The 17,577-nt window shown below is 71.8% G+C and carries 20 protein-coding genes; 6 read left to right on the forward strand and 14 right to left on the reverse strand.

The genetic code is table 11. From position 1 onward, the window contains the following. Nucleotides 1-18 precede the first annotated feature (18 nt). The 3 genes from QSK00_RS15505 to QSK00_RS15515 are packed head-to-tail and all read left to right on the forward strand — an operon-like array spanning nt 19 to nt 2,785. Nucleotides 19-909 carry an alpha/beta fold hydrolase gene (locus tag QSK00_RS15505; protein ID WP_285592007.1) on the forward strand — a complete coding sequence of 297 codons (891 nt, stop codon included), beginning with the start codon at nt 19-21 and terminating at the stop codon, nt 907-909. Further along, nucleotides 906-1,910: an NADP-dependent oxidoreductase gene (locus QSK00_RS15510; protein ID WP_285592008.1), complete on the forward strand. Its 1,005-nt coding sequence runs from the start codon at nt 906-908 to the stop codon at nt 1,908-1,910. Before QSK00_RS15505 ends, QSK00_RS15510 begins: the two co-directional genes overlap by 4 nt. Before the next feature lie 20 nt (nt 1,911-1,930). After that, on the forward strand, nt 1,931-2,785 hold the full coding sequence (locus tag QSK00_RS15515; RefSeq protein WP_285592010.1) for a TIM barrel protein: 855 nt from the start codon (nt 1,931-1,933) through the stop codon (nt 2,783-2,785). Between the two features lie 71 nt (nt 2,786-2,856). Here QSK00_RS15515 and QSK00_RS15520 read toward each other — a convergent pair whose 3' ends face one another. Beyond that, complete coding sequence (locus QSK00_RS15520) at nt 2,857-3,867, reverse strand: LacI family DNA-binding transcriptional regulator (RefSeq protein ID WP_285592011.1); 1,011 nt, start codon at nt 3,865-3,867, stop codon at nt 2,857-2,859. 79 nt (nt 3,868-3,946) lie between these two features. On the opposite strand from QSK00_RS15520, the gene QSK00_RS15525 reads away from it, so the two are divergent. Together QSK00_RS15525 and QSK00_RS15530 are read left to right on the forward strand one after the other, a co-directional pair. Beyond that, on the forward strand, nt 3,947-4,975 hold the full coding sequence (locus QSK00_RS15525; RefSeq protein ID WP_285592014.1) for a Gfo/Idh/MocA family oxidoreductase: 1,029 nt from the start codon (nt 3,947-3,949) through the stop codon (nt 4,973-4,975). Beyond that, nucleotides 4,972-5,763: a TIM barrel protein gene (locus tag QSK00_RS15530; protein WP_285592015.1), complete on the forward strand. Its 792-nt coding sequence runs from the start codon at nt 4,972-4,974 to the stop codon at nt 5,761-5,763. Before QSK00_RS15525 ends, QSK00_RS15530 begins: the two co-directional genes overlap by 4 nt. A gap of 397 nt (nt 5,764-6,160) precedes the next feature. Here QSK00_RS15530 and QSK00_RS15535 read toward each other — a convergent pair whose 3' ends face one another. From QSK00_RS15535 to QSK00_RS15580, 10 genes are all read right to left on the reverse strand, one after another. Next, on the reverse strand, nt 6,161-6,550 hold the full coding sequence (locus QSK00_RS15535) for a tyrosine-type recombinase/integrase (protein WP_285592016.1): 390 nt from the start codon (nt 6,548-6,550) through the stop codon (nt 6,161-6,163). Nucleotides 6,551-6,720: 170 nt separating this feature from the next. Beyond that, entirely contained in the window at nt 6,721-7,293 is a 573-nt protein-coding gene (locus tag QSK00_RS15540) for an Asp23/Gls24 family envelope stress response protein (RefSeq protein WP_285592018.1), read from the reverse strand. An 11-nt stretch (nt 7,294-7,304) separates the two neighbouring features. Beyond that, entirely contained in the window at nt 7,305-7,856 is a 552-nt protein-coding gene (locus QSK00_RS15545; RefSeq protein WP_285592019.1) for a DUF6286 domain-containing protein, read from the reverse strand. After that, nucleotides 7,853-8,395: an Asp23/Gls24 family envelope stress response protein gene (locus tag QSK00_RS15550; RefSeq protein WP_285592021.1), complete on the reverse strand. Its 543-nt coding sequence runs from the start codon at nt 8,393-8,395 to the stop codon at nt 7,853-7,855. The genes QSK00_RS15545 and QSK00_RS15550 overlap by 4 nt, the downstream gene beginning before the upstream one ends. A gap of 11 nt (nt 8,396-8,406) precedes the next feature. After that, entirely contained in the window at nt 8,407-8,601 is a 195-nt protein-coding gene (locus tag QSK00_RS15555; protein ID WP_285592022.1) for a DUF2273 domain-containing protein, read from the reverse strand. Nucleotides 8,602-8,820: 219 nt separating this feature from the next. Next, nucleotides 8,821-9,207, reverse strand: a complete 387-nt coding sequence (locus QSK00_RS15560; RefSeq protein WP_285592023.1) for a hypothetical protein — start codon at nt 9,205-9,207, stop codon at nt 8,821-8,823. Between the two features lie 74 nt (nt 9,208-9,281). After that, nucleotides 9,282-9,800, reverse strand: a complete 519-nt coding sequence (locus QSK00_RS15565; protein WP_285592024.1) for an Asp23/Gls24 family envelope stress response protein — start codon at nt 9,798-9,800, stop codon at nt 9,282-9,284. A 143-nt stretch (nt 9,801-9,943) separates the two neighbouring features. Continuing rightward, nucleotides 9,944-10,579 carry an Asp23/Gls24 family envelope stress response protein gene (locus QSK00_RS15570; protein ID WP_285592025.1) on the reverse strand — a complete coding sequence of 212 codons (636 nt, stop codon included), beginning with the start codon at nt 10,577-10,579 and terminating at the stop codon, nt 9,944-9,946. Then, nucleotides 10,576-11,160 carry an RNA polymerase sigma factor gene (locus tag QSK00_RS15575; RefSeq protein ID WP_285592026.1) on the reverse strand — a complete coding sequence of 195 codons (585 nt, stop codon included), beginning with the start codon at nt 11,158-11,160 and terminating at the stop codon, nt 10,576-10,578. Before QSK00_RS15575 ends, QSK00_RS15570 begins: the two co-directional genes overlap by 4 nt. 329 nt (nt 11,161-11,489) lie before the next feature. Further along, the gene (locus tag QSK00_RS15580) at nt 11,490-13,193 is read right to left on the reverse strand and encodes a GAF domain-containing SpoIIE family protein phosphatase (RefSeq protein ID WP_285592027.1); all 1,704 of its coding nucleotides are present in this window, start codon (nt 13,191-13,193) and stop codon (nt 11,490-11,492) included. Between the two features lie 421 nt (nt 13,194-13,614). Here QSK00_RS15580 and QSK00_RS15585 point away from each other — a divergent pair, with 421 nt between their 5' ends. Further along, a complete protein-coding gene (locus QSK00_RS15585; protein WP_285592028.1) occupies nt 13,615-13,875 on the forward strand; it encodes a class F sortase in 261 nt (86 codons plus the stop codon). 535 nt (nt 13,876-14,410) lie between these two features. Here QSK00_RS15585 and QSK00_RS15590 read toward each other — a convergent pair. From QSK00_RS15590 to QSK00_RS15600, 3 genes are all read right to left on the reverse strand, one after another. Continuing rightward, the gene (locus QSK00_RS15590) at nt 14,411-14,776 is read right to left on the reverse strand and encodes a SaoD/DsrE family protein (protein ID WP_285592029.1); all 366 of its coding nucleotides are present in this window, start codon (nt 14,774-14,776) and stop codon (nt 14,411-14,413) included. 67 nt (nt 14,777-14,843) lie between these two features. Beyond that, entirely contained in the window at nt 14,844-15,674 is an 831-nt protein-coding gene (locus tag QSK00_RS15595) for an amidohydrolase family protein (protein WP_285592030.1), read from the reverse strand. Continuing rightward, nucleotides 15,671-16,969, reverse strand: a complete 1,299-nt coding sequence (locus tag QSK00_RS15600) for a linalool dehydratase/isomerase domain-containing protein (protein WP_285592031.1) — start codon at nt 16,967-16,969, stop codon at nt 15,671-15,673. The genes QSK00_RS15595 and QSK00_RS15600 overlap by 4 nt, the downstream gene beginning before the upstream one ends. Nucleotides 16,970-17,577: the final 608 nt, after the last annotated feature.

Here is a 17,577-nt window from a genome sequence, read left to right on the forward strand (position 1 = left end):
CCTGTCAGGAATCCGCTCATGAATGCCAGTAACCAGGTCGTCGTCACCCGATATGCGCTGGCCCCGACGCGCACCGTCGCCGCCGCGGGGATCACGTTCACCTACCGCGAGCTGGGGCCGACCGGTGGCGTGCCGGTCGTGTTCCTGGTCCACCTCGCGGCCACCCTGGACAACTGGGACCCGCGGATCGTCGATGCCGTCGCCGCCGGCCACCACGTCATCGCCGTGGACAACCGCGGCGTCGGTGCGTCCACCGGCTCGGTTCCCGGCACCGTCGAGGCGATGGCCGACGACACCTACGCCTTCGTCACTGCACTGGGACACGAGCTCGTCGACGTCGTCGGCTTCTCCCTCGGCGGGTTCGTCGCCCAGGTCCTCGTCGAGCGCCACCCCGACCTCGTCCGCAGGCTCGTCCTCGCGGGCACCGGACCGCGCGGCGGCAGCGGGATCGCGAAGGTCCCCGCCGTCACCTTCTACGACATCGTCCGGGCCGGGCTCGCCCGTGTGGATCCAAAGGCTTTCCTGTTCTTCGGCCGCGACCCGGAGGGCAAACGAGCTGCCACAGCGTTCCTCGAACGCCTCGAGGAACGCACGAGCGACCGGGACGCCCCGATGGCCGTGACGGGGTTCCTCGCCCAGCTCGTGGCGATCACACGGTGGGGCCTGGGCACCCCATCCGACCTCTCGAAGGTCCACCAACCCACGCTGATCGCCAACGGCGACCACGACCGCATGGTGCCCTCCGCGCTCTCCCGGGACTTGCACCACCGCATCCCGGGCTCGGAACTCGTCGTCTTTCCCGACTCGGGGCACGGCGGTGTGTTCCAGCACCACGAGGCATTCGCGCCGGCCCTCGTGGAGTTCCTCGACCGCCCCGAGAAGTCCGTTCCGGGAGGAGAGCAGCGATGAAGGCCTTCGTGGTCGAGAAGTACGGTCCCGACGGCCTGCGGGCGGCCGAGGTGCCCGAGCCGACGGTCGGACCGCGCGACGTCCTCGTCCGGGTCGCCGCGGCGAGCATCAACCCGCTGGACAAGATGGTCCGCGACGGCGAGTTCAAGCAGCTCCTGCGCTACAAGCCCCCGTTCACCTTGGGCCACGACGTCGCTGGCACCGTGGAGCGCGTCGGCCGCGAGGTGACCCGCTTCGAGGTCGGCGACGAGGTGTATTCCCGCCCTCGTGATCTGCGGATCGGCACCTTCGCCGAGCTGATCGCCATCGACCAGGACGACGTCGCACCCAAGCCGCGGTCGCTGACGATGGCGGAAGCGGGCGCAGTCCCACTGGTGGCGCTGGCCGCGAAACAGGCCCTCGCCGACGTCGCCCATGTCCGACCCGGTCAAAAGGTGCTCGTCCACGCCGGCGCCGGCGGGCTCGGCGCGACGGTGGTCCAGTACGCCAAGCACCTCGGCGCACACGTCACGGTCACCGCGAGCGGACACGACGAGGCCAAGGTCCGCGGCTTCGGCGCCGACGAATTCGTCGACTACCGCACCACGGACTTCTCGACGGTGCTCTCGGGTTTCGACGTCGTGCTCGACTCGCTCGGCGGCAGCAACCTCGAGAAGTCCCTGACCGTCCTCGCCCCCGGCGGCCTGGCGATCAGCGTCGTCGGCCCACCCGACCCGGCCTTCGCCCGACAGCTCGGACAGCGGCTCCTCGCCCCGGTCATGGCCGCGCTGAGCTGGAAGGTCCGCCGCCGGGCCCGCAAGCTCGGCGTCCGCTACGCCTTCCTCTTCATGCACGCCGACGGCGCCGCCCTGACCGCTCTCGCCGCCCTCTACGAGGCCGGCGCACTGCGTCCTACGCTCGACCGCACCTTTCCCTTCGACGAGACCCCTGCCGCACTCGAGTACGTCGCCCAGGGTCGAGCGAAGGGCAAGGTCGTCGTCACAGCGGACCCCCGGAGCTGATCCGGGCCGGCACCGGCCCGATGTGGCCGGGCTCGGTACCGGTCCACACCAGAAGCTGTCGTGGGCGCGGTCCCTCGACGTCACGCAACGGCGGCTCTTCTTCGGCTGATCGTTTCCTCGGTGAGGTCTCGTTGGCCGGTTTCGACTGGATCGAGATCGGCCCGTACGGCTATCTCCCCACCGACCCGGCCGAGCTGAGCGATTCCCTCGCTCGACACGGCCTGCAGGTCTCTGCGGGGACGGTGTTCGAGGCCCTGCACCGCGAGAACTCGTGGGCCGACGTCTGGAAGCAGGTCACCGAGGTCGCTGCCCTGACTCGCGCTGTCGGCGGCGAGCTCACGGTCGACCAGTGGGATCGCATGACCTCGGGGATCGACGAGCTCGGGCGGCGCATCCTCGAGCAGTACGGGCTGGACGTGCAGTTTCACCCGCACGCGGACTCCCATGTCGGTCACCAGCCCGAGATCGAACGCTTCCTCGACGCGACCGACTCCCGCTACGTGAACCTTTGTCTCGCCACCGGCCACGTCGCGTACTACCGCGGCGACTGCGTGGACCTGATCGAGCGGTTCGCGGAACGGATCGGGTACGTGCATCTCAAGCAGGTCGACCCCGCGATTCGTGCCCAGGTGGAGGCAGAGGACCTCGGGTTCCCCGAGGCCGTCCGCCGCGGGGTGATGATCGAGCCGCCCTATGGAGGGCCGCACATGCGGCCGGTCCTCGACGCGGTCGCCGGCCTGGGCCGGGACATCTACCCGATCGTCGAGCAGGACATGTATCCGTGCCACCCGGACACGCCGCCCCCGATCGCGCAACGCACCCGTACCTACCTCGCGGGCTGCGGGGTCATCGAGCTGGACATCGCCCACCGCTGACGCCACCAAGACGCACCACAGAGGCGCTCACGGACCTCGGGAGCACCCACCTCTCGTACAGCCGCGTCGGCCTACGTGGCGTCGCCGGGCTGGTGCCCAGAGGCGGGGCCGGTCGTCGAGCGGACGACCAGATGGGGGTCGAGGACGACCCGACGGGACGGCTCGCCGGAGGCGAGAGCAGCGGCGGCGGCGACGCCGCCGGATGCCAACCCGGGAACGTCCTGGGCGACGGTGGTGAGGTCGATGTGGGCGAGGCGGGCGATGCTCGAGTCGTCGAAGCCGACGACCGACACGTCGCCGGGGACCGCGACCCCGCTGCGTCGTAGCTCCTCGAGCACGCCGACCGCACAGACGTCATTGAAGGCCACGACCGCGGTCGGGAGCAGCGGCCCGTCGAGCAGCTCCCGCGCAGCGCGTATCCCGTCCACCTCGGTGAGCCCGCCGGTCAGCACCCGCGAGCCGGTGAGATTCGCGCGGCGGGCCGCGTCACGGAAGGCCGTCCGTCGCTCGTCGGAACCGGGTGCGTGGGCGCCATCGACGTGGGCGATGTCCGAGTGTCCCAGGCCGACGAGGTGGGCGATGGCGGCGTCGATCCCGGCTCGCTCGTCGGAGATCACCGCGCTCACGTTCGCCGCGGTCGACCGGGCGAGCGCCACCACCGGAACTCTCGCGGCGAGGTCGTCGAGCGCCTCGTCGGACAGGGTGGGACCCAGCAGGATCAGCGCTTCGGGACGTTCCCTCAGCAGGGCCTGCGCCGCGGCCGTCTCGTGGCGACCGGGTGCGGTCGCCGAGAGCGCGAGGTCCAGTCCGCGATCCGCGGCGGCGACGTAGAGCTGCTCGACCAGGTCGCCGTGGAACGCATGGCGCAGGCCGAAACACACGCCGAGCACCCTGGACCGGCGCTGGCGCAGCTTGCGAGCCCGCTGGTCGGGGACGTAGCCGAGCTCGTCGGCCACCGCGAGGACCCGGGCGCGTGTCGTGTCGCTGGCTCCCGGAACGCCACGCATCACGATCGAGACCAAGGCCGTCGACACGCCTGCGGCTCGCGCGATGTCGACCATGGTCGGCCGTGAGGCGCCCATCGATCCTCCGTTGACGTCGTCGACCGTCCAACCTTAACCTAGAACGTGCTACTAGAACGTACTAGTTGATGAGGCTGCCATGACCCGACTCGCCACCCGCACCGTCCGGCTCGCCCTCGTGGGCACCGGCCGGATCGGCACCCACCACGCCGAGGCCCTCGCCCGCCACGTCCCCGGCGTCGAGCTGACCTCGGTGGTCGACCCCGACGCCGCCGCCGCGGGCCGCCTCGGCGACGCTCTCGAGGTCCCCTCGGGCAGCGACCCGGCAGCGCTGCTCGCCACCGAAGACCTCGACGGCGTCGTCATCTGCGCCCCGGCCCGGTTCCACGCCGACCTCGTCATCGCCGCGCTCGAGGCCGGCAAGCACGTCTTCGTCGAGAAGCCGATGGCCACCACCCTCGCCGACGCCGACCGGGTCGTCGCCGCCGCCGACACCGCCGGCACCGTGCTGCAGGTCGGATTCAACCGCCGCTTCTCCCCCGGCTTCGCCGCCGCCCGGCGCGCCGTGGTCGACGGTCAGATCGGCACCCCACAGCTGCTGCGCTCGCTGACCCGTGACCCCGGCCCCTTCACCGCCGACCCGACACGCATCCCGCAGTGGACGATCTTCCTCGAGACCCTCATCCACGACTTCGACACCTTGTGCTGGCTCAACCCCGGCGCCACCCCGACGCGGGTCAACGCCATGGCCGACGCCCTCGTGCGCCCGGACGCGAAGGCCTCGGGACACCTGGACACCGCGGTCGTCACGATCACCTTCGACAACGGCGCCATCGCCACCGCCGAGGCCAGCTTCTCCGCCCTCTACGGCTACGACGTCCGCGCCGAGGTGTTCGGCTCCGCCGGGATGGTCACCGCCGGCGACGGCCGTGCCACTGACATGATCCTGCATCTCGCCGACGGGCGGCACGTGGACACCTCCCGTGCCGACACCGACCTGCTCCACACCGCCTACGTCGGCGAGTTCGCCGCCTTCGCCGACGCCATCCGCGCCCAGCAGCCCGCGGTGGTCGGCGCCCGCGACGCCCGTACCGCTCTCGAGATCGCCCACGCCGCCATCCGCAGCATCGAGAACGGCACCACTGTCACTGTGAAGGACCTCCGATGAGCTTCACCCTTGCCGCCAGCGCCGAGATGCTCCACACCGATCTCCCCTACACCGAGCGCGTCACCCGCCTGCACGACGCCGGGTTCGAGGTCGAAATCTGGAACTGGACCACCAAGGACATCGACGAGCTCGTCACCACCGGCGCCCGGTTCTCCTCCATGACCGGCTACATCACCGGCGACCTGCTCGAGCCCGACGGCATCGAGGCCCTGCTCTCCTCCGCGGCCCGATCCGTCGAGGTCGCCGAGCAGCTCGGCTGCCCCCGGCTGAACCTGCACGGCACCGGACTCGACGGCCGCGGCCTGCCTGTCCGCCCGGTCGACGTGGTCACCCCGGCCATGTGGTTGACCGCCGCCGACACCCTGCGCCGCATCGCCGAACTCGGAGAGCGCGCCGGGCGGGTGTTCACCCTGGAGAACCTCAACCTCGCCGTCGACCACCCCGGCACCCCCTTCGCCCGCGCCGAGGACACCCTCGCCCTCGTCCGCGCCGTCGACAGCCCCGGCCTGCGGATGAACCTCGACCTCTACCACGCCCAGATCGGTGAGGGGAACCTCGTCGAACTCACCCGCCGGGCCCTGCCCTGGGTCGGCGAGATCCAGGTCGCCGACGTCCCCGGCCGTTGCGAACCCGGCACCGGAGAAATCCGCTACGGCGCCATCGCCGCCGCCCTCGACGCCGCCGACTGGCAGGGCACCGTTGGGCTCGAAGGATGGGCCGCCACCGACACCGACACCGCGCTCCGCCGATTCCGAGACGCCTTCTCCGTGCCGGGGTTCACCGACTAGCGAGCCCACTCCTGGCCTCGTCGTACGTCGGGCCGCCGAAGACCGCGGTGCACTCCGGTGCGTCCGACGTTCGTCGTGAGTGCGGCGAATCCGAGCGCGCGGGCGACCAGTCGTCACGGGTACGCCCCCGGCCGGCACAGCCAGCACGAACCAGCGCTCGGTCCGCTTTCCCACGGACGACAGCCGGGTGCGGGGTCCTCCGCCGGGCTCGCCCGGCTCCCCCGCGCCCGCCGGTGCGGACGATGACGGTCCATCGCCGGCGCGGCTGGACGTCGTCCTCGACGCGGTCAGGCGGTCTCCTTGGCCTCCTCGAGCCATGCCGTGACTGAGGTCGTCCGCGCCGTCGGCGGGATGCAGCGAGGTGTGCCGGTCAACTTCCGAGAACCGATGCTTTCCGTCAGGTGAGCCAGTGGGTGGGGTTGGTGGGGTCGAAGGTGCGGGCGGCGTCGATGTAGGGGTCCATGGAGGCGCGGGAGCGCCAGCGGCCGTGGCGTTGGACGTCGCGTTCGGGGACGCCGGCGGCGATGGCTTCGGTGGCGAACCCGCGCCGGAGGCTGTGCCCGCCCCACAGGTCGGCGTCCTCGAGCCCGGCGGCGGCGGCGCGGCGTTTGATGATCTCGGCGATCGAGTTGCGGTGCAGCCCGTTGGTGCGGGGGCGGCGGCCGTAGCGGTCGATGCCGCGCCAGGCGGGGCCGTCTGTGATGCCGTGGGAGCCGAGCAGGTCGCGCCAGCGGGTCCAGGCGGCACCGGCGTCGAGCAGCGCCGATTCGCCACGCCCCTCCCCCACCGTCGCCTCTGGGGACGGAGCGGCGATGCCGATCGTCGTGCCCGCTGTCGTTTCACGAAGCCGACTGCACGGATTCCCGTACCCTTCTGCACCCGGATTGGGTGCGGGCGCTCGAAGGTCGGTGGGAAGCTCCGCCACCCGGTGCCGGGCCGGGCGCATGGTGGGTGGGCTCAGGTGAGTCGGGCGCTGCGGGCGTCGTCGAGGCGGAAGAGGACCTCGGCGGGCAGGGCGGTCAGGTCGAGGGCCTGCCGGAGCCGGGGCACGGCCTCGGTGTCGATCCGGCGGCGGACGTCGGTGATGTCGGCAGCGTCCTCGGTGCCCACGGTGAGGTAGAGCATCGGGCGGGCGACGGTGCCGGCGAGGCGTGCGGAGGCGCGGTGCACGCCGGGGTAGTTCTCGACCTCGTCGACCAGGGGGGCGACGGCGTCCTGGGCGTCGATGCGGGTGGCGCCCGTGGCAGGGTCGGCCTCGAGGCGCCAGGTGCCGGTCTTGGCGCGGCGCTGGGTCTGGGCGAGCAGCCAGCGCAGCGCGAGCAGCCCGACGATCACCGCGATCGCGATCGCGACGTAGGACACCCAGGTCGGCGGGGAGAGCGACGCCGGGGTCAGCGCCTGGTCGGCGGGGATCAGCAGGAGCACGGCGAAGGCGGTGAGCAGGGTGAACGCGGCGGCGGCGAGCAGGACGATCGCGACGACTAGCAGCAGGGTGCGGTTGAGCCGGGCGGGCCGGTTCGGGCTGGCCATGACGGCCCCTCCTAGGTGTTCTTGTCGGCGCGGGCGCGGACCCGCACGCGGGGGCGGGCGGCGGGGCCGATCTCGACGATCCGGGTCTCGAGCCGTGTCTGGACCTCGGCGGGCACGGCGGCGGGGTCGGCGGCGGCGACCGTGACGGTGGCGGTGATGCGTCCGAGGCGGGCGGAGACGTCGGCGGAGGTGACCCCGGGGACGGCGCCCGCGGTGGTGGCGAGGTCCTTGGTGAGGGTGTTGCGGCGGACGCCGGCGTCGGCGCCGCGGCTGCCGTCGTCGTCGTCGACCAGGGCGCGCAGCGGCAGCACGGTCGGTGTCCCGGGACGCAGGGCGATGACGAGCAGGATCAGTCCGAGGACGGCGAGCACGATCGCGACGGCGACGGTGCCAGCGCTCGACCAGCTCTGCGACGAGGTCACCCCGAGCAGCGCGGAGAGCGTGATGAACGGGGTCCGGCCGAGCAGGGACTGCACGACCGCGACGACGACGAGCACGCACACCGCGAGCATCACCAGCGCGACGATCGTGGCGGGCAGGCTGCGGCGAGGACGGCGGATCACGCGATCACCCTCCGGGTCACGGACGTGCCGCGGGTGAGGGCGGCGACGGAGATGTCGACGCGGGCGACGCTGAGCTCGGTCAGCGCTTCGACCCGGTCGCGGACGTGCGCGCGGACCGCCTCGGTGGTCTCACGCACTGAGGCGGGGTAGGCGACGGTGAGGCGGACCTCGACGGCAGCGGTCTGGCCGCTGACTCGCGCCGAGGCACGGGGTCGACCGTCGCCGTCGTCGCGCCCGGTCGGGACGCCGAGCACGCGGCGCGCGGCGCCGCCGACGCCGTCGATCTCGGCGGCTGCGGCGACGGCGACCTTCTCCACCACGACGTCCTCGATCGACAGCGAGCCGCGCTCGGCGGCCTCGGGAGCGTCGGCGGCGTGCCGGCCGGTACCGGGCGTGGGGGTGTTCGCGGTCGAGGTGACCTTCTCCGTGACCGGCGAGAAGCCCGCGCGGGTGGGCGGAGCCGTGGAGAACTGCCCGGTCGGAGTGTCGTCGGGCTCGGGGCCCGGGCGGGCGGCGCGAGGGCCGGAGGGGCTGCTCATCGGGTGGGCCCTCAGAGGTTCGAGCCGGACCGGCCGCGGCCGGTGAGGCCGTCGAGGTCGAGCTGGCCGTCGAGGACCCGGCCGATCAGCAGGCCCAGCGCGCCGAGGACGAGCACGATCAGGAACGCCACGAACCCGCCGAAGGCGGCCGAGACACCCAGGACGAGGCCGACGATCAGGCCGAGGGCGGTGTGGGAGACAGGCATGTCGATCAACTCCGGGAAGAGCGAGAAGGGGCCCACCACGAAGGAGGACGGGAGGGCCAGGACGGATGGAGCGCCGGCCGGAGGCGGAGCGACACATCCGGCGGGCCCGGCGAGGGGCCGGGCCCGACGGACGCCCGGGGAGGCCCGGGTCAGCGACCCGCGCCACCGGGATCAGGACCGCACGGGATCAGGGCCGCACGGGATCGGAGCCGGCCAGGATCAGGGTCTGTCGACCTCGAGGTCGCCGGTGTCGAGGTCATCGAGGCCGATGTGGACCGGCAGGCCGGGGACCAGGGGGGTGACCGCGGCGCGGATCTGGGCTTCGAGGGTTCGCAGCGGCCCGGGATGACCCACGACCCGCACGGTCACCTCGGTGGCGGTGATCTGGACCCCGGTCACCCGACGCCCGGGCAGGTAGGTGCCGACGGTGCCGAAAGGTCCGGCGGAGAGCCGCGACACCGCAGGGCAGGCCAGCACCGCGGCGGCGACGGGCTCGGCGAGCGCGTCGGTGTCGCGGGCGACCGGCGCGGTGACCGACCCGGCCGGGTCGAACCGGGGTGCGACGTCGACCGGCGGCCCGGGCGGACTCTCGGCCGTGGGGGGCATCGGGCCCGGCCCGGTCGAGGCCGGGGCAATGCCCCCGTCCCCGGGAAGGGGGGTCCCGCCGGAGCGCGGGGAGGTCACTGAACGCGGTTGGTGGGACGCGCAGGAGCCTGGTCGTCGGCGGCGTCGTCGTCCGCGGAGGGCAGGTGCAGGTCGACGACGTTGATGTTGACCTCGACGACCTGCAGACCGGTCATCTGCTCGACCGCGCCGATGACGTTGCGGCGGATGGCACGGGCGAGCTCGGAGATCGCGACGCCGTACTCGACCACGATCGTGAGGTCGATCGCGGCCTGGCGCTCGCCGACCTCGACCGACACGCCCTGGGTACTCGACGCGCGGCCGCCAGGGATGCGCTCGGTGATCGCACCGAAGGCGCGGGCGGCGCCGCCGCCGAAGCCGTGCACGCCGGGGACCTCTCGGGCAGCGATGCCGGCCACCTTGGAGACCACGGCGTCGGAGATGGTGGTCTTGCCCTGCGCGCTGTCCAGCCCGCCTCCGGCGGCGGGGGACGCTGCGAGCGCCGACCCGCCGGCCGGCCCGGTGGTCCCCGCGCTGGAGGCGCTGGCGGGGGTGGAGGTGGTGGGGACGGTCATGGAGAACTCCTCGCGCGATGTCGTCTGGGCCGACGTCCCCGAGGGCCGGGGGCGCCGGCGACCGGTGCGCACTGCGTTCCGGTCGACCTGCGGTTGGACCCGCCCGGCCGAGGATCCTCTCGGTCCGTCTCGGGTGACCCCGTTCACATCGGCCGGTGGTCCTGGCCGTCGTGATCGGTGGGGGTGGGGAAGACGTCGGTGATGGCGACGTCGACGGTGACGACCTCGAGGCCGGTCTGGGCGGCGACCTCGGCGGCGACCCGGGCGCGGAGGTGCTCGGCGAGGCGTTGCATGTCGTGGCCGTACTCGGCGGCCACGGTCAGCTCGAGCGCGACGCTCTGCCCGCTGATCCCGGCGGCGACCGTGGACGGGGTGGGGTCGATGACCCTGCCGAGGGCGCCGAGGGCCATCCGGACCCCGGCGCTGGTGCGGGCGGCGCGCCCGGCGACGGCGACCACGGCGCGCGCCGCGACCAGGAACGAGTCCGTCTCGTCGGCGACCCGGCCGTAGCCGGCCGGACCGGCCTGCTCGCGGATGGTGGCCAGCGCCCGGTCGAACAGCCCGGGCGGGGCATGGACCTCGGTGGCGGCGAGCTCGTCGAACGGCGCCCACAGTCGCGAGTACTCGGCGAGGGTGGCCTGGCAGTGCGGGCACTGACGCTGGTGGTCGTCGCGCTCGGCGCCGCGACCCTCGGCGATCTGCTCGAGCAGCGCGTCGGGGTCGGCCCCGCACGCCAGCCGCTCCGGCGGCTCGTTCCCGGTGGCACCGGTGCGGGTCATGTCCAGTCCTTCATCGCGGCGAGCAGGTTGCGTCGGCCGCGCTCGAGGCGACTGCGCAGGGCGGGCTCGCTGATGTTGGCGACGATCGCGGCCTCCCGATAGGACATTCCCTCGATCTGGCAGAGCACCACTGCTGCCCGCTGCTCGGCGGGCAGCGCCGCCAGCGAGCGCGTCGCGGCGTCCAGGCGTGCGGCGTCCTCGACCCGCTGGGCCGGCCCGGTGGTGCGGGGGTGGTCCTGATCGAGCAGCTCGCTCGTGCCACGCGTGGGCACGCGGCGGGCGCGTTGGAGGTTGAGGCTGCGGTTGATCACGATTCGATGGAGCCAGGTCGAGAACGTCGAGGAGCCTGTGAAGGTGACCAGGGCCCGCCACAGCTGCACCGCGACGTCCTGGGCGACATCCGCGGCGTCGGCGGGGTCACCGGTGATCCGCAGCGCGATCCGGTAGATGCGGTCCTGATGGCGACGCAGCAGCACCTCGAAGGCCTGCCCGGAGAACGTGGACCCCGAGGTCGCCTCACGGATCAGCCAGTCATCGGCCGCGTCGTCCCAACGGGGAGCACCGGGCCTGCGTGCCGCCACCGGTGGTGAGGAGCGTCCCGTGCCGGGCGTGGACGCCGATGCGGTCTCGGCTGTGGGGGGTCCGGCGCCGGCCGGGTAGCGGGCGGACTCCTGCGCCGGTGGTGGCCTCTCGGCTGACACGGTCGGTCCCACCCCCGGGGCGCTGTGGTCGCGATGCGCCGAGGAAGTCCCCGAAGCGAGGACCCGATACCCCGACGACCCGGATCGGAAGCGCCCCGCCGCCCGGCACTCGAGGTATGAGCCAGGTCAGCCGTGACGGGCGGGAGAGTTCGCAGTGGACGGTCGCTGCCCGCGGGTGCGGGCGGGCGTGCAGATCCCCAGGTGTTGCACTACACGAACCGGACCGCCAGCACGACGATGTCGTCGCCGGCATCGCGACCGAACCCGTCGAGCACGGCATCAACGAGGGCGTCCGGACCTGAGCCTGCGTGTCGGGCCAACACCGCGCGGAGTTCGCCGGTGCGCTCGTCGACGTCGACACCACGCCGTTCCACGATGCCGTCGGTGTAGAGGACGAGGGTGGCTCCGACCGGGACGGTCAGCTCCAGGTCCTGACGGTCCTCGGTCGAGCCGCGTGGCAGGCCGAACAGTCGGCCGTGTCCGTCGAGCAGCCGGGTGGTCCCGTCGGGGTACACCAGCAGCGGTTCAGGGTGCCCCGCGTTGATCCACGTCATCGCCCATTGCCTCGGGTCGCTGGGGCGAAGACACGCCACCACCGCGGTGCCCGCGGCACCGAGCCCGGTCCCGTCGTTCGCGGTCTCGAACCGGGACATGATCGTCGACGGCCGACGGGACGTGCTGTCCCAGGCACTCTGGCGCAGCATCGACCGCACCTGGCCCATGTCGATCGCGGCATCGAGCGCGTGTCCCACGATGTCGCCGACCGACACCACCACGACCGGGTCGCCGGGTCCGGTGTCGTCGGAGAAGGCGAGGACGTCGTACCAGTCGCCGCCGACGTACTCGCGGTCGTCCGCGGGCACGTACCTGGCCGCGAGCTGCAGGCCCGGTACCTCCGGGAGCGTGGTCAACATCGCCTGTTGCATCTGGCGGGCCACGCTCACCCGGTGTTGGACCCACCCGACGTGGTCGAAGGCCTGCGCGGTGTACAGCGCGACGGTGTTGACCAGCAGCAGATCCGCCGGAGTGAACCGCCGAGGTCCCGTCCACCCGAGCATCAGGACACCCAGCACGCCGCGGGTGTCCGACACCGGTGCTGCCGCCACCGCCCCGAGGCCGAGCGCTCGCGTCGACCGCGGGAGCAGCGCCTCGTAGCCGTCCTCGGTCGACCACGTCACGATCCGTTGCTCGGTAACCGCCCGACGCGGGGGTGCCTGCGCGTCGTCCTCCAGGTCCGCCCAGGCCCGGTCCGCGCCGGTCCGCTCCGTGCCCGGCGCCACGAGCAGCTGGAGATCGCCGTCGCGGACGGCGAAGAGCGCGACGTGTTCGGCGCCCAGGACGCCACCGGCCAGGTCGACCAGCCCGGCTCGGACCTGTTCGACGGAGGTGCTGTCCCCGACCGACCGGGACACCTCGAGAAGGGTCTGCGAGCGCTCGAAGGACTCCCGCAGGGAGAGCTCCAGACGATCCCGGTCGGCCCGCTCCCGCTCGGCGTCCCGACGAGCCAGCCGCAGCCGGAGCTCGGTCGAACACGCAGAGGCCAGATCGTGCAGGATCTCGAGCTCGTCGGCGCCCCAGCGACGGGGGTCGTGGTCGATCGCGCAGAGCGAGCCGAGGACGTGGCCCGCCTCGTCCGTGAGCGGTATCCCGGCATACGCCACCACCCCGAGATCGGGGATCGCCAGGTTGGAGGCCACCAGCGGGTCTGCCCGGGCGTCGTCGATGACGAGCGGGCGCCCGGTGGCGACGACGTGTTGGCAGAACGAGTGCGTCAACGGTGTCCGCCGCGAACTCGCGAACGGCTCGACGAGCCCGACGGCACCGGGGAAGACCTGCTCGTCGAGACGGACCAGGGAGACCAGGGCCACCGGCACCCGCATCCACCGTCGCACGCGCTCGGCGAACCATTCCATGGCGGGATCGGAGCGCGCGTCGAGTCCGGCCTCCGACAAGACGATCAGACGCTGGGGATCGGTGACTCCACCGCACGTAGCCGCACCGGCGTCCTGCGCGTAGTCCTCGGCCACCGTCCCCCCTCTGCGATCACCACGCCGCTGACTCCCCGCAGCAGCTGGATCCTCGCATTGTCCCTCCGGCGCACCGGGTGGACAACGACCGTAGCCGGGCTCCCCGATCCGCGACGACCGCCACGACAGTCGAGGGAGAGGACGACTGCTCGTCCCGCTCGGGATGACGATCCAAACCCACCGCGCGCCGATCCTCCTGCCCGCCCTCGCCCGACATGGCGGCCACCGAGTCGTGCTGATCCGACGAACCACGGGTGCGGAGCGTGACCGGCGGCAAGGCCGGGCACGACGAAGGAGAGCAGGGGAAGTGTTCTACGCCCCCTCCCAGCTCGAGCCCCTCGACGAATTCACCGTCACCTGCGGCAACGGCCGGGTGATCACCTACGAGGTCAACGTCGTGCGGCAGTACCCCAGGAACGCTTTCCCGAGACGTCTACGGCCCACCACGCACCCGGAGATGCACCTGATCACCCGCGGCGGGCCCGTCGACGACAGGGCACGCTCCCATCGTGACAACACCGTCGTCTACGCCAACCAGACCGACCCGTTGTCCTCCTCGCGACGGTGAGCCTGTGAAGCGGTCCATACCCGACGCCGTCCATCAGCGACGCCCCTCCGGCACGGCCACGACCCCAGCGATCGTGACGCCGGGGTTCGACACCTGTTCCGAGCGCACGCACTAAATCGCGCGCTATGTCAGCTCTCCGGGGTACGCCTCACCGCTATCGCGACAATTCCTGCCACCGAGAACGCTCACATTAAACGATTGTCGGCAACCTAACGCTGACACAATCTAAGTTATCGGATCGTCATTCGTACTGGTCACACGGCTACTCCGTTGGATTATGTCAGAAGCGGTGCTCGATCACCCACCATTCCTCGAGGGCGATGCACCTCAAGCCTGGTGCGTGTTCGCCCGCCTCGCGTGCGCGACCCAGGAGCTCATCGGCGTGATCGGCGACCGGTAATCCGTCCTCGTCCTGATCGAGCTGGGCGTATGGGCCCGAAGCCGCCCCGGGTGCCGGTGCGGGGGTCACGTCCCCGCCCCCACGGGCATCGGGCGAGGAATTCTCCGAGCCCGGGGGCCACCGGTCAACGAGAAGTCACAGCGTGATGATGTGGTCCGGGGGGTTTCCGGCCAACGCCGCGTAGAGGTCCGGGAAGCAGTCCACCTCGACGCCCGGGACGGTCCCGGTCGACGAGCAGCTCCCGGGCTCGCCCTGGGCGAGCCCGCGCTCGAGGGCGCACCGGTCGCACAGCATCAGCAGGATGTTCTGGTCGGCGGCCACGGTGGCCATGCGTTCACCCAGCGGGTCCCCGGAGCGCAGGACGTAGGTGTTGTCGTCGAAGAACATCATCCCGACGACCTCGGCGCCGTGCCGGTCCTCCTCGAGCTGGGGCAGGATCATCTGCCCGAGCTTGTAGCTGGCGGTGTGACCGGACGTGGAGAAAACGTAGGCGACCTTCATCATCTGTCCTCTCGTCGCTGAGATCGGGGCTGGGCAACGCCGGCTCGGACGCCGGCCTATCGGGGCGTCAGTCTGCGAGCAGGGACAGGAGGGTTCCGCCCAGGATGCGGGCCCGTAGCTCGGACCCGCAGCGGGTGCGGGCGATCATCCTCTCGGCGAGCACGCGGATGGAGACCATGTCGTCGTAGGGCGCGTCCGAGGCGAACAACGTCTTCTCCGGACACTCCTGCATCGCCAGCAGCGGCCCGAAGGCGAGTTGCGGGGTGCTGATGTCCAGATAGAGGTTCGGGACGTCCCGGGCCGCCTCGATCGCGGTGAGCCAATTCGCTCCTCCGAGCTGGCCGATGATCACGGGTGCGCCTGGGTGGCGCCGGGCGATCTCGGCGAATGCGCGTATGTCGGCGAGGGTCTGGGGGGCGTAGCCGTGCACCAGGACCGGCAGGCCGTGGTCGGAGGCGGCCCGGACCACCGGCTCGATCTCCTCGCCCCGGTCGGGAACGGGGACGAGTTCGCCGATCCCGCGGAATCCGTGACCGGCGACCTCCTCGTCGACCCACCGGTCGATGTCCGACGCCCCGGCCACCGGGACCGGGCCGAACCCGAGGAAGCGATCGGGATGGGCGTGCAGCGCTGCTCTCTGCTCGGACATTGCGGCGCGGAGGGGCTCGTCGCCGTCGCTGCCCCCGCTGGTCGCCCGGGAGAGCACCGCCATCTCGCGCTGGAACCCGGCGAGGTCGGACGCTCGTTCCGGGTGGGGGCGCGCGATGATGAGCACGGCCTTGTCGATGCCCGCCTCGTCCAGGGCGTCGATCTGGTCCTGGACCGGCAGCATGACGTGCTGATGACTGTCGATGACGGGTGTCGAGGTGTCGAACTCGACGACTGGCCGGGTGGTCATGCCCCGCAGCACCCCCCGCCGCACAGCGACACCGATGCACTGACCGGCGACCAGAGGCGGGCCACCGCCGCGCCGTCTGCGGGTGAGATGTGGCCTTCGCCGGTCCCGCGCGACGGCGTAGCGCTCGACGGTGGTCCGCTGCGTTCCCGGTGGCCCGGCCCGGCCCGCCACACTGGGCTACGGCCGTCGGTGGCCGTGAAGACCTGGAAGACGTGCGGCCCGTAGGTGGTGTCCACGGTGATCCCACCCGGTTCGTCGGCCCGCCACCGCTCGTAGGGTTGGCCGTCGCACCGGACCTGGACCACCGCGGCGTCCGGGAGGCGCGTGACGCGGAACGTGGTCGCGCGACCCGTGGCGGCGGGGTCGCCGGCATAGGTACCGATGTGGAGGATCCCGGTCCCCTTCTCGTACCACGCCTGGACGATGCCGAGCGTCGGGTAGTCGACGCCCTCGAGGGTCGGCTCGTCGAACTTGGCCAGGTTCGGGTTCCTGAACAACTGCGACCAGGCGCCAGGTCGGCCGACCTCGCTCACCATCGCGCAGGCCGAGAGCTGACCACGGGGCCACGTCTCGTCGAGACCGAACCAGAACCCGAATTCACCGTCCCCGAAGTACCGGGGCTCGAAGTGCTGTTCGGCGTAGTCGGTGAGGCGGTGGACGGTGACGTCGTCCTCGAATTCCCGGGCTACGGTCATGGCCACCGCCATCCGTCGCGGCTCGGGGATGACCGCGATGGGCTTCTTCGGGTCGTTCCACCCCAGGGAACTGACGGCCGCGTGGTAGAGGTACTCCGCGAAGACGGGTTCCTGCGGCGCGAGGTAGAAGCACACCGGCAGGGCACCCAGCGGGGGCTGCCATTGCGTGTAGTCGATCAAGGGGTCGTGGTAGAAGGCGACCCGCTCGAGCTCACCGGTGCGCTTGTCGATCGCGAAGAACAGGTCCTTGTTCTCAGCCAACCACTGGTCGTACACCTGGTGCGAGGAGCGGCCGAAGATCGCGTCGTAGAGCTGGAGCCCGAGACCCGCGGCAGAGAGACAGAACGGCCAGATCTTGGTGTTCTCGCAGTGCGGCCCCTTCGGGTTCTCCTGCCACTGTCTGACCAGGAGGTCCACGACCCGGTGCTGGGTCCACTCGAAACGGGTCCGATCGACCCCGGCGACGAGGAACGGGTCGCCCCACCTGTCCTCGCCCGTCACGTAGGCGTGCAGGGACTGCACGAGGTTGAGCCACCCCTTGAAGAAGAGGTTGCCGTCGGCCCCGATCGGATCCGGCTGCAGCCCCCAAGGGAGCGGCACCGTTCGCGACCCACCCGGGCGTGTCGTACTGACCGACCAGCCAGTTGGGGATGTAGGCGTCGACCCACGCCTGCGGGTACGACCCTCGGCGAGGGTCCGCACCGAACTGGGTCAGCCAGTCGACCGCCCCCCAGAAGGTGATGTGCCGCTCGACCAGCCGGCCGAGAATCTCGGCGTAGACCTCCCGCCAGGCAGGCGTCTGATCCGCCATGGTGCCGATCGCGTAGCTCGTCTCCGACAGGTCGAAGCGCGGGAAGCTCATCATGGGAGCCTGCGACGTCTGGTCCCACCACTCCGCCGGCTCGCCGTCCTCGCTCCAGTCGTCCGGGACGGTCGCCTTGCGGTAGACGTGTCGAAGCCACCCCGCGCCACGAGGCCCGAGGTGCGGGTGGCTGACATCGAGGTCGGGGAGCCGCGCCCCGAGGATGTCGACCATGGGTCGGTCCTCCTGCTCTCGTCGTCGGACGCCCGGGGCGACCGCCCCGTCACGCGACGGAATGTGGGTGGGCTGCGATAGCCGTGAAACAGGTGAAGGTCGACGACGAATCACTTCGACGCGCGGCCGGCCCACCGTGAGATGTCGGCGGCCTCGCTGTCGATGTTCGCAA

Origin of the sequence: Actinomycetospora sp. NBRC 106378 (assembly GCF_030269685.1) — a bacterium.
Lineage (GTDB): Bacteria > Actinomycetota > Actinomycetes > Mycobacteriales > Pseudonocardiaceae > Actinomycetospora.

Bases quoted from the DNA above. Each gene is read 5' to 3' on its own strand.
- QSK00_RS15505 (WP_285592007.1), top strand. From the start codon at position 19: ATGAATGCCAGTAACCAGGTCGTCGTCACCCGATATGCGCTGGCCCCG.
- QSK00_RS15510 (WP_285592008.1), top strand. From the start codon at position 906: ATGAAGGCCTTCGTGGTCGAGAAGTACGGTCCCGACGGCCTGCGGGCG.
- QSK00_RS15515 (WP_285592010.1), top strand. From the start codon at position 1,931: ATGTGGCCGGGCTCGGTACCGGTCCACACCAGAAGCTGTCGTGGGCGC.
- QSK00_RS15520 (WP_285592011.1), bottom strand. From the start codon at position 3,867: ATGGGCGCCTCACGGCCGACCATGGTCGACATCGCGCGAGCCGCAGGC.
- QSK00_RS15525 (WP_285592014.1), top strand. From the start codon at position 3,947: ATGACCCGACTCGCCACCCGCACCGTCCGGCTCGCCCTCGTGGGCACC.
- QSK00_RS15530 (WP_285592015.1), top strand. From the start codon at position 4,972: ATGAGCTTCACCCTTGCCGCCAGCGCCGAGATGCTCCACACCGATCTC.
- QSK00_RS15540 (WP_285592018.1), bottom strand. From the start codon at position 7,293: ATGGCCAGCCCGAACCGGCCCGCCCGGCTCAACCGCACCCTGCTGCTA.
- QSK00_RS15550 (WP_285592021.1), bottom strand. From the start codon at position 8,395: ATGAGCAGCCCCTCCGGCCCTCGCGCCGCCCGCCCGGGCCCCGAGCCC.
- QSK00_RS15555 (WP_285592022.1), bottom strand. From the start codon at position 8,601: ATGCCTGTCTCCCACACCGCCCTCGGCCTGATCGTCGGCCTCGTCCTG.
- QSK00_RS15560 (WP_285592023.1), bottom strand. From the start codon at position 9,207: ATGCCCCCCACGGCCGAGAGTCCGCCCGGGCCGCCGGTCGACGTCGCA.
- QSK00_RS15565 (WP_285592024.1), bottom strand. From the start codon at position 9,800: ATGACCGTCCCCACCACCTCCACCCCCGCCAGCGCCTCCAGCGCGGGG.
- QSK00_RS15570 (WP_285592025.1), bottom strand. From the start codon at position 10,579: ATGACCCGCACCGGTGCCACCGGGAACGAGCCGCCGGAGCGGCTGGCG.
- QSK00_RS15580 (WP_285592027.1), bottom strand. From the start codon at position 13,193: ATGGAATGGTTCGCCGAGCGCGTGCGACGGTGGATGCGGGTGCCGGTG.
- QSK00_RS15590 (WP_285592029.1), bottom strand. From the start codon at position 14,776: ATGAAGGTCGCCTACGTTTTCTCCACGTCCGGTCACACCGCCAGCTAC.
- QSK00_RS15595 (WP_285592030.1), bottom strand. From the start codon at position 15,674: ATGACCACCCGGCCAGTCGTCGAGTTCGACACCTCGACACCCGTCATC.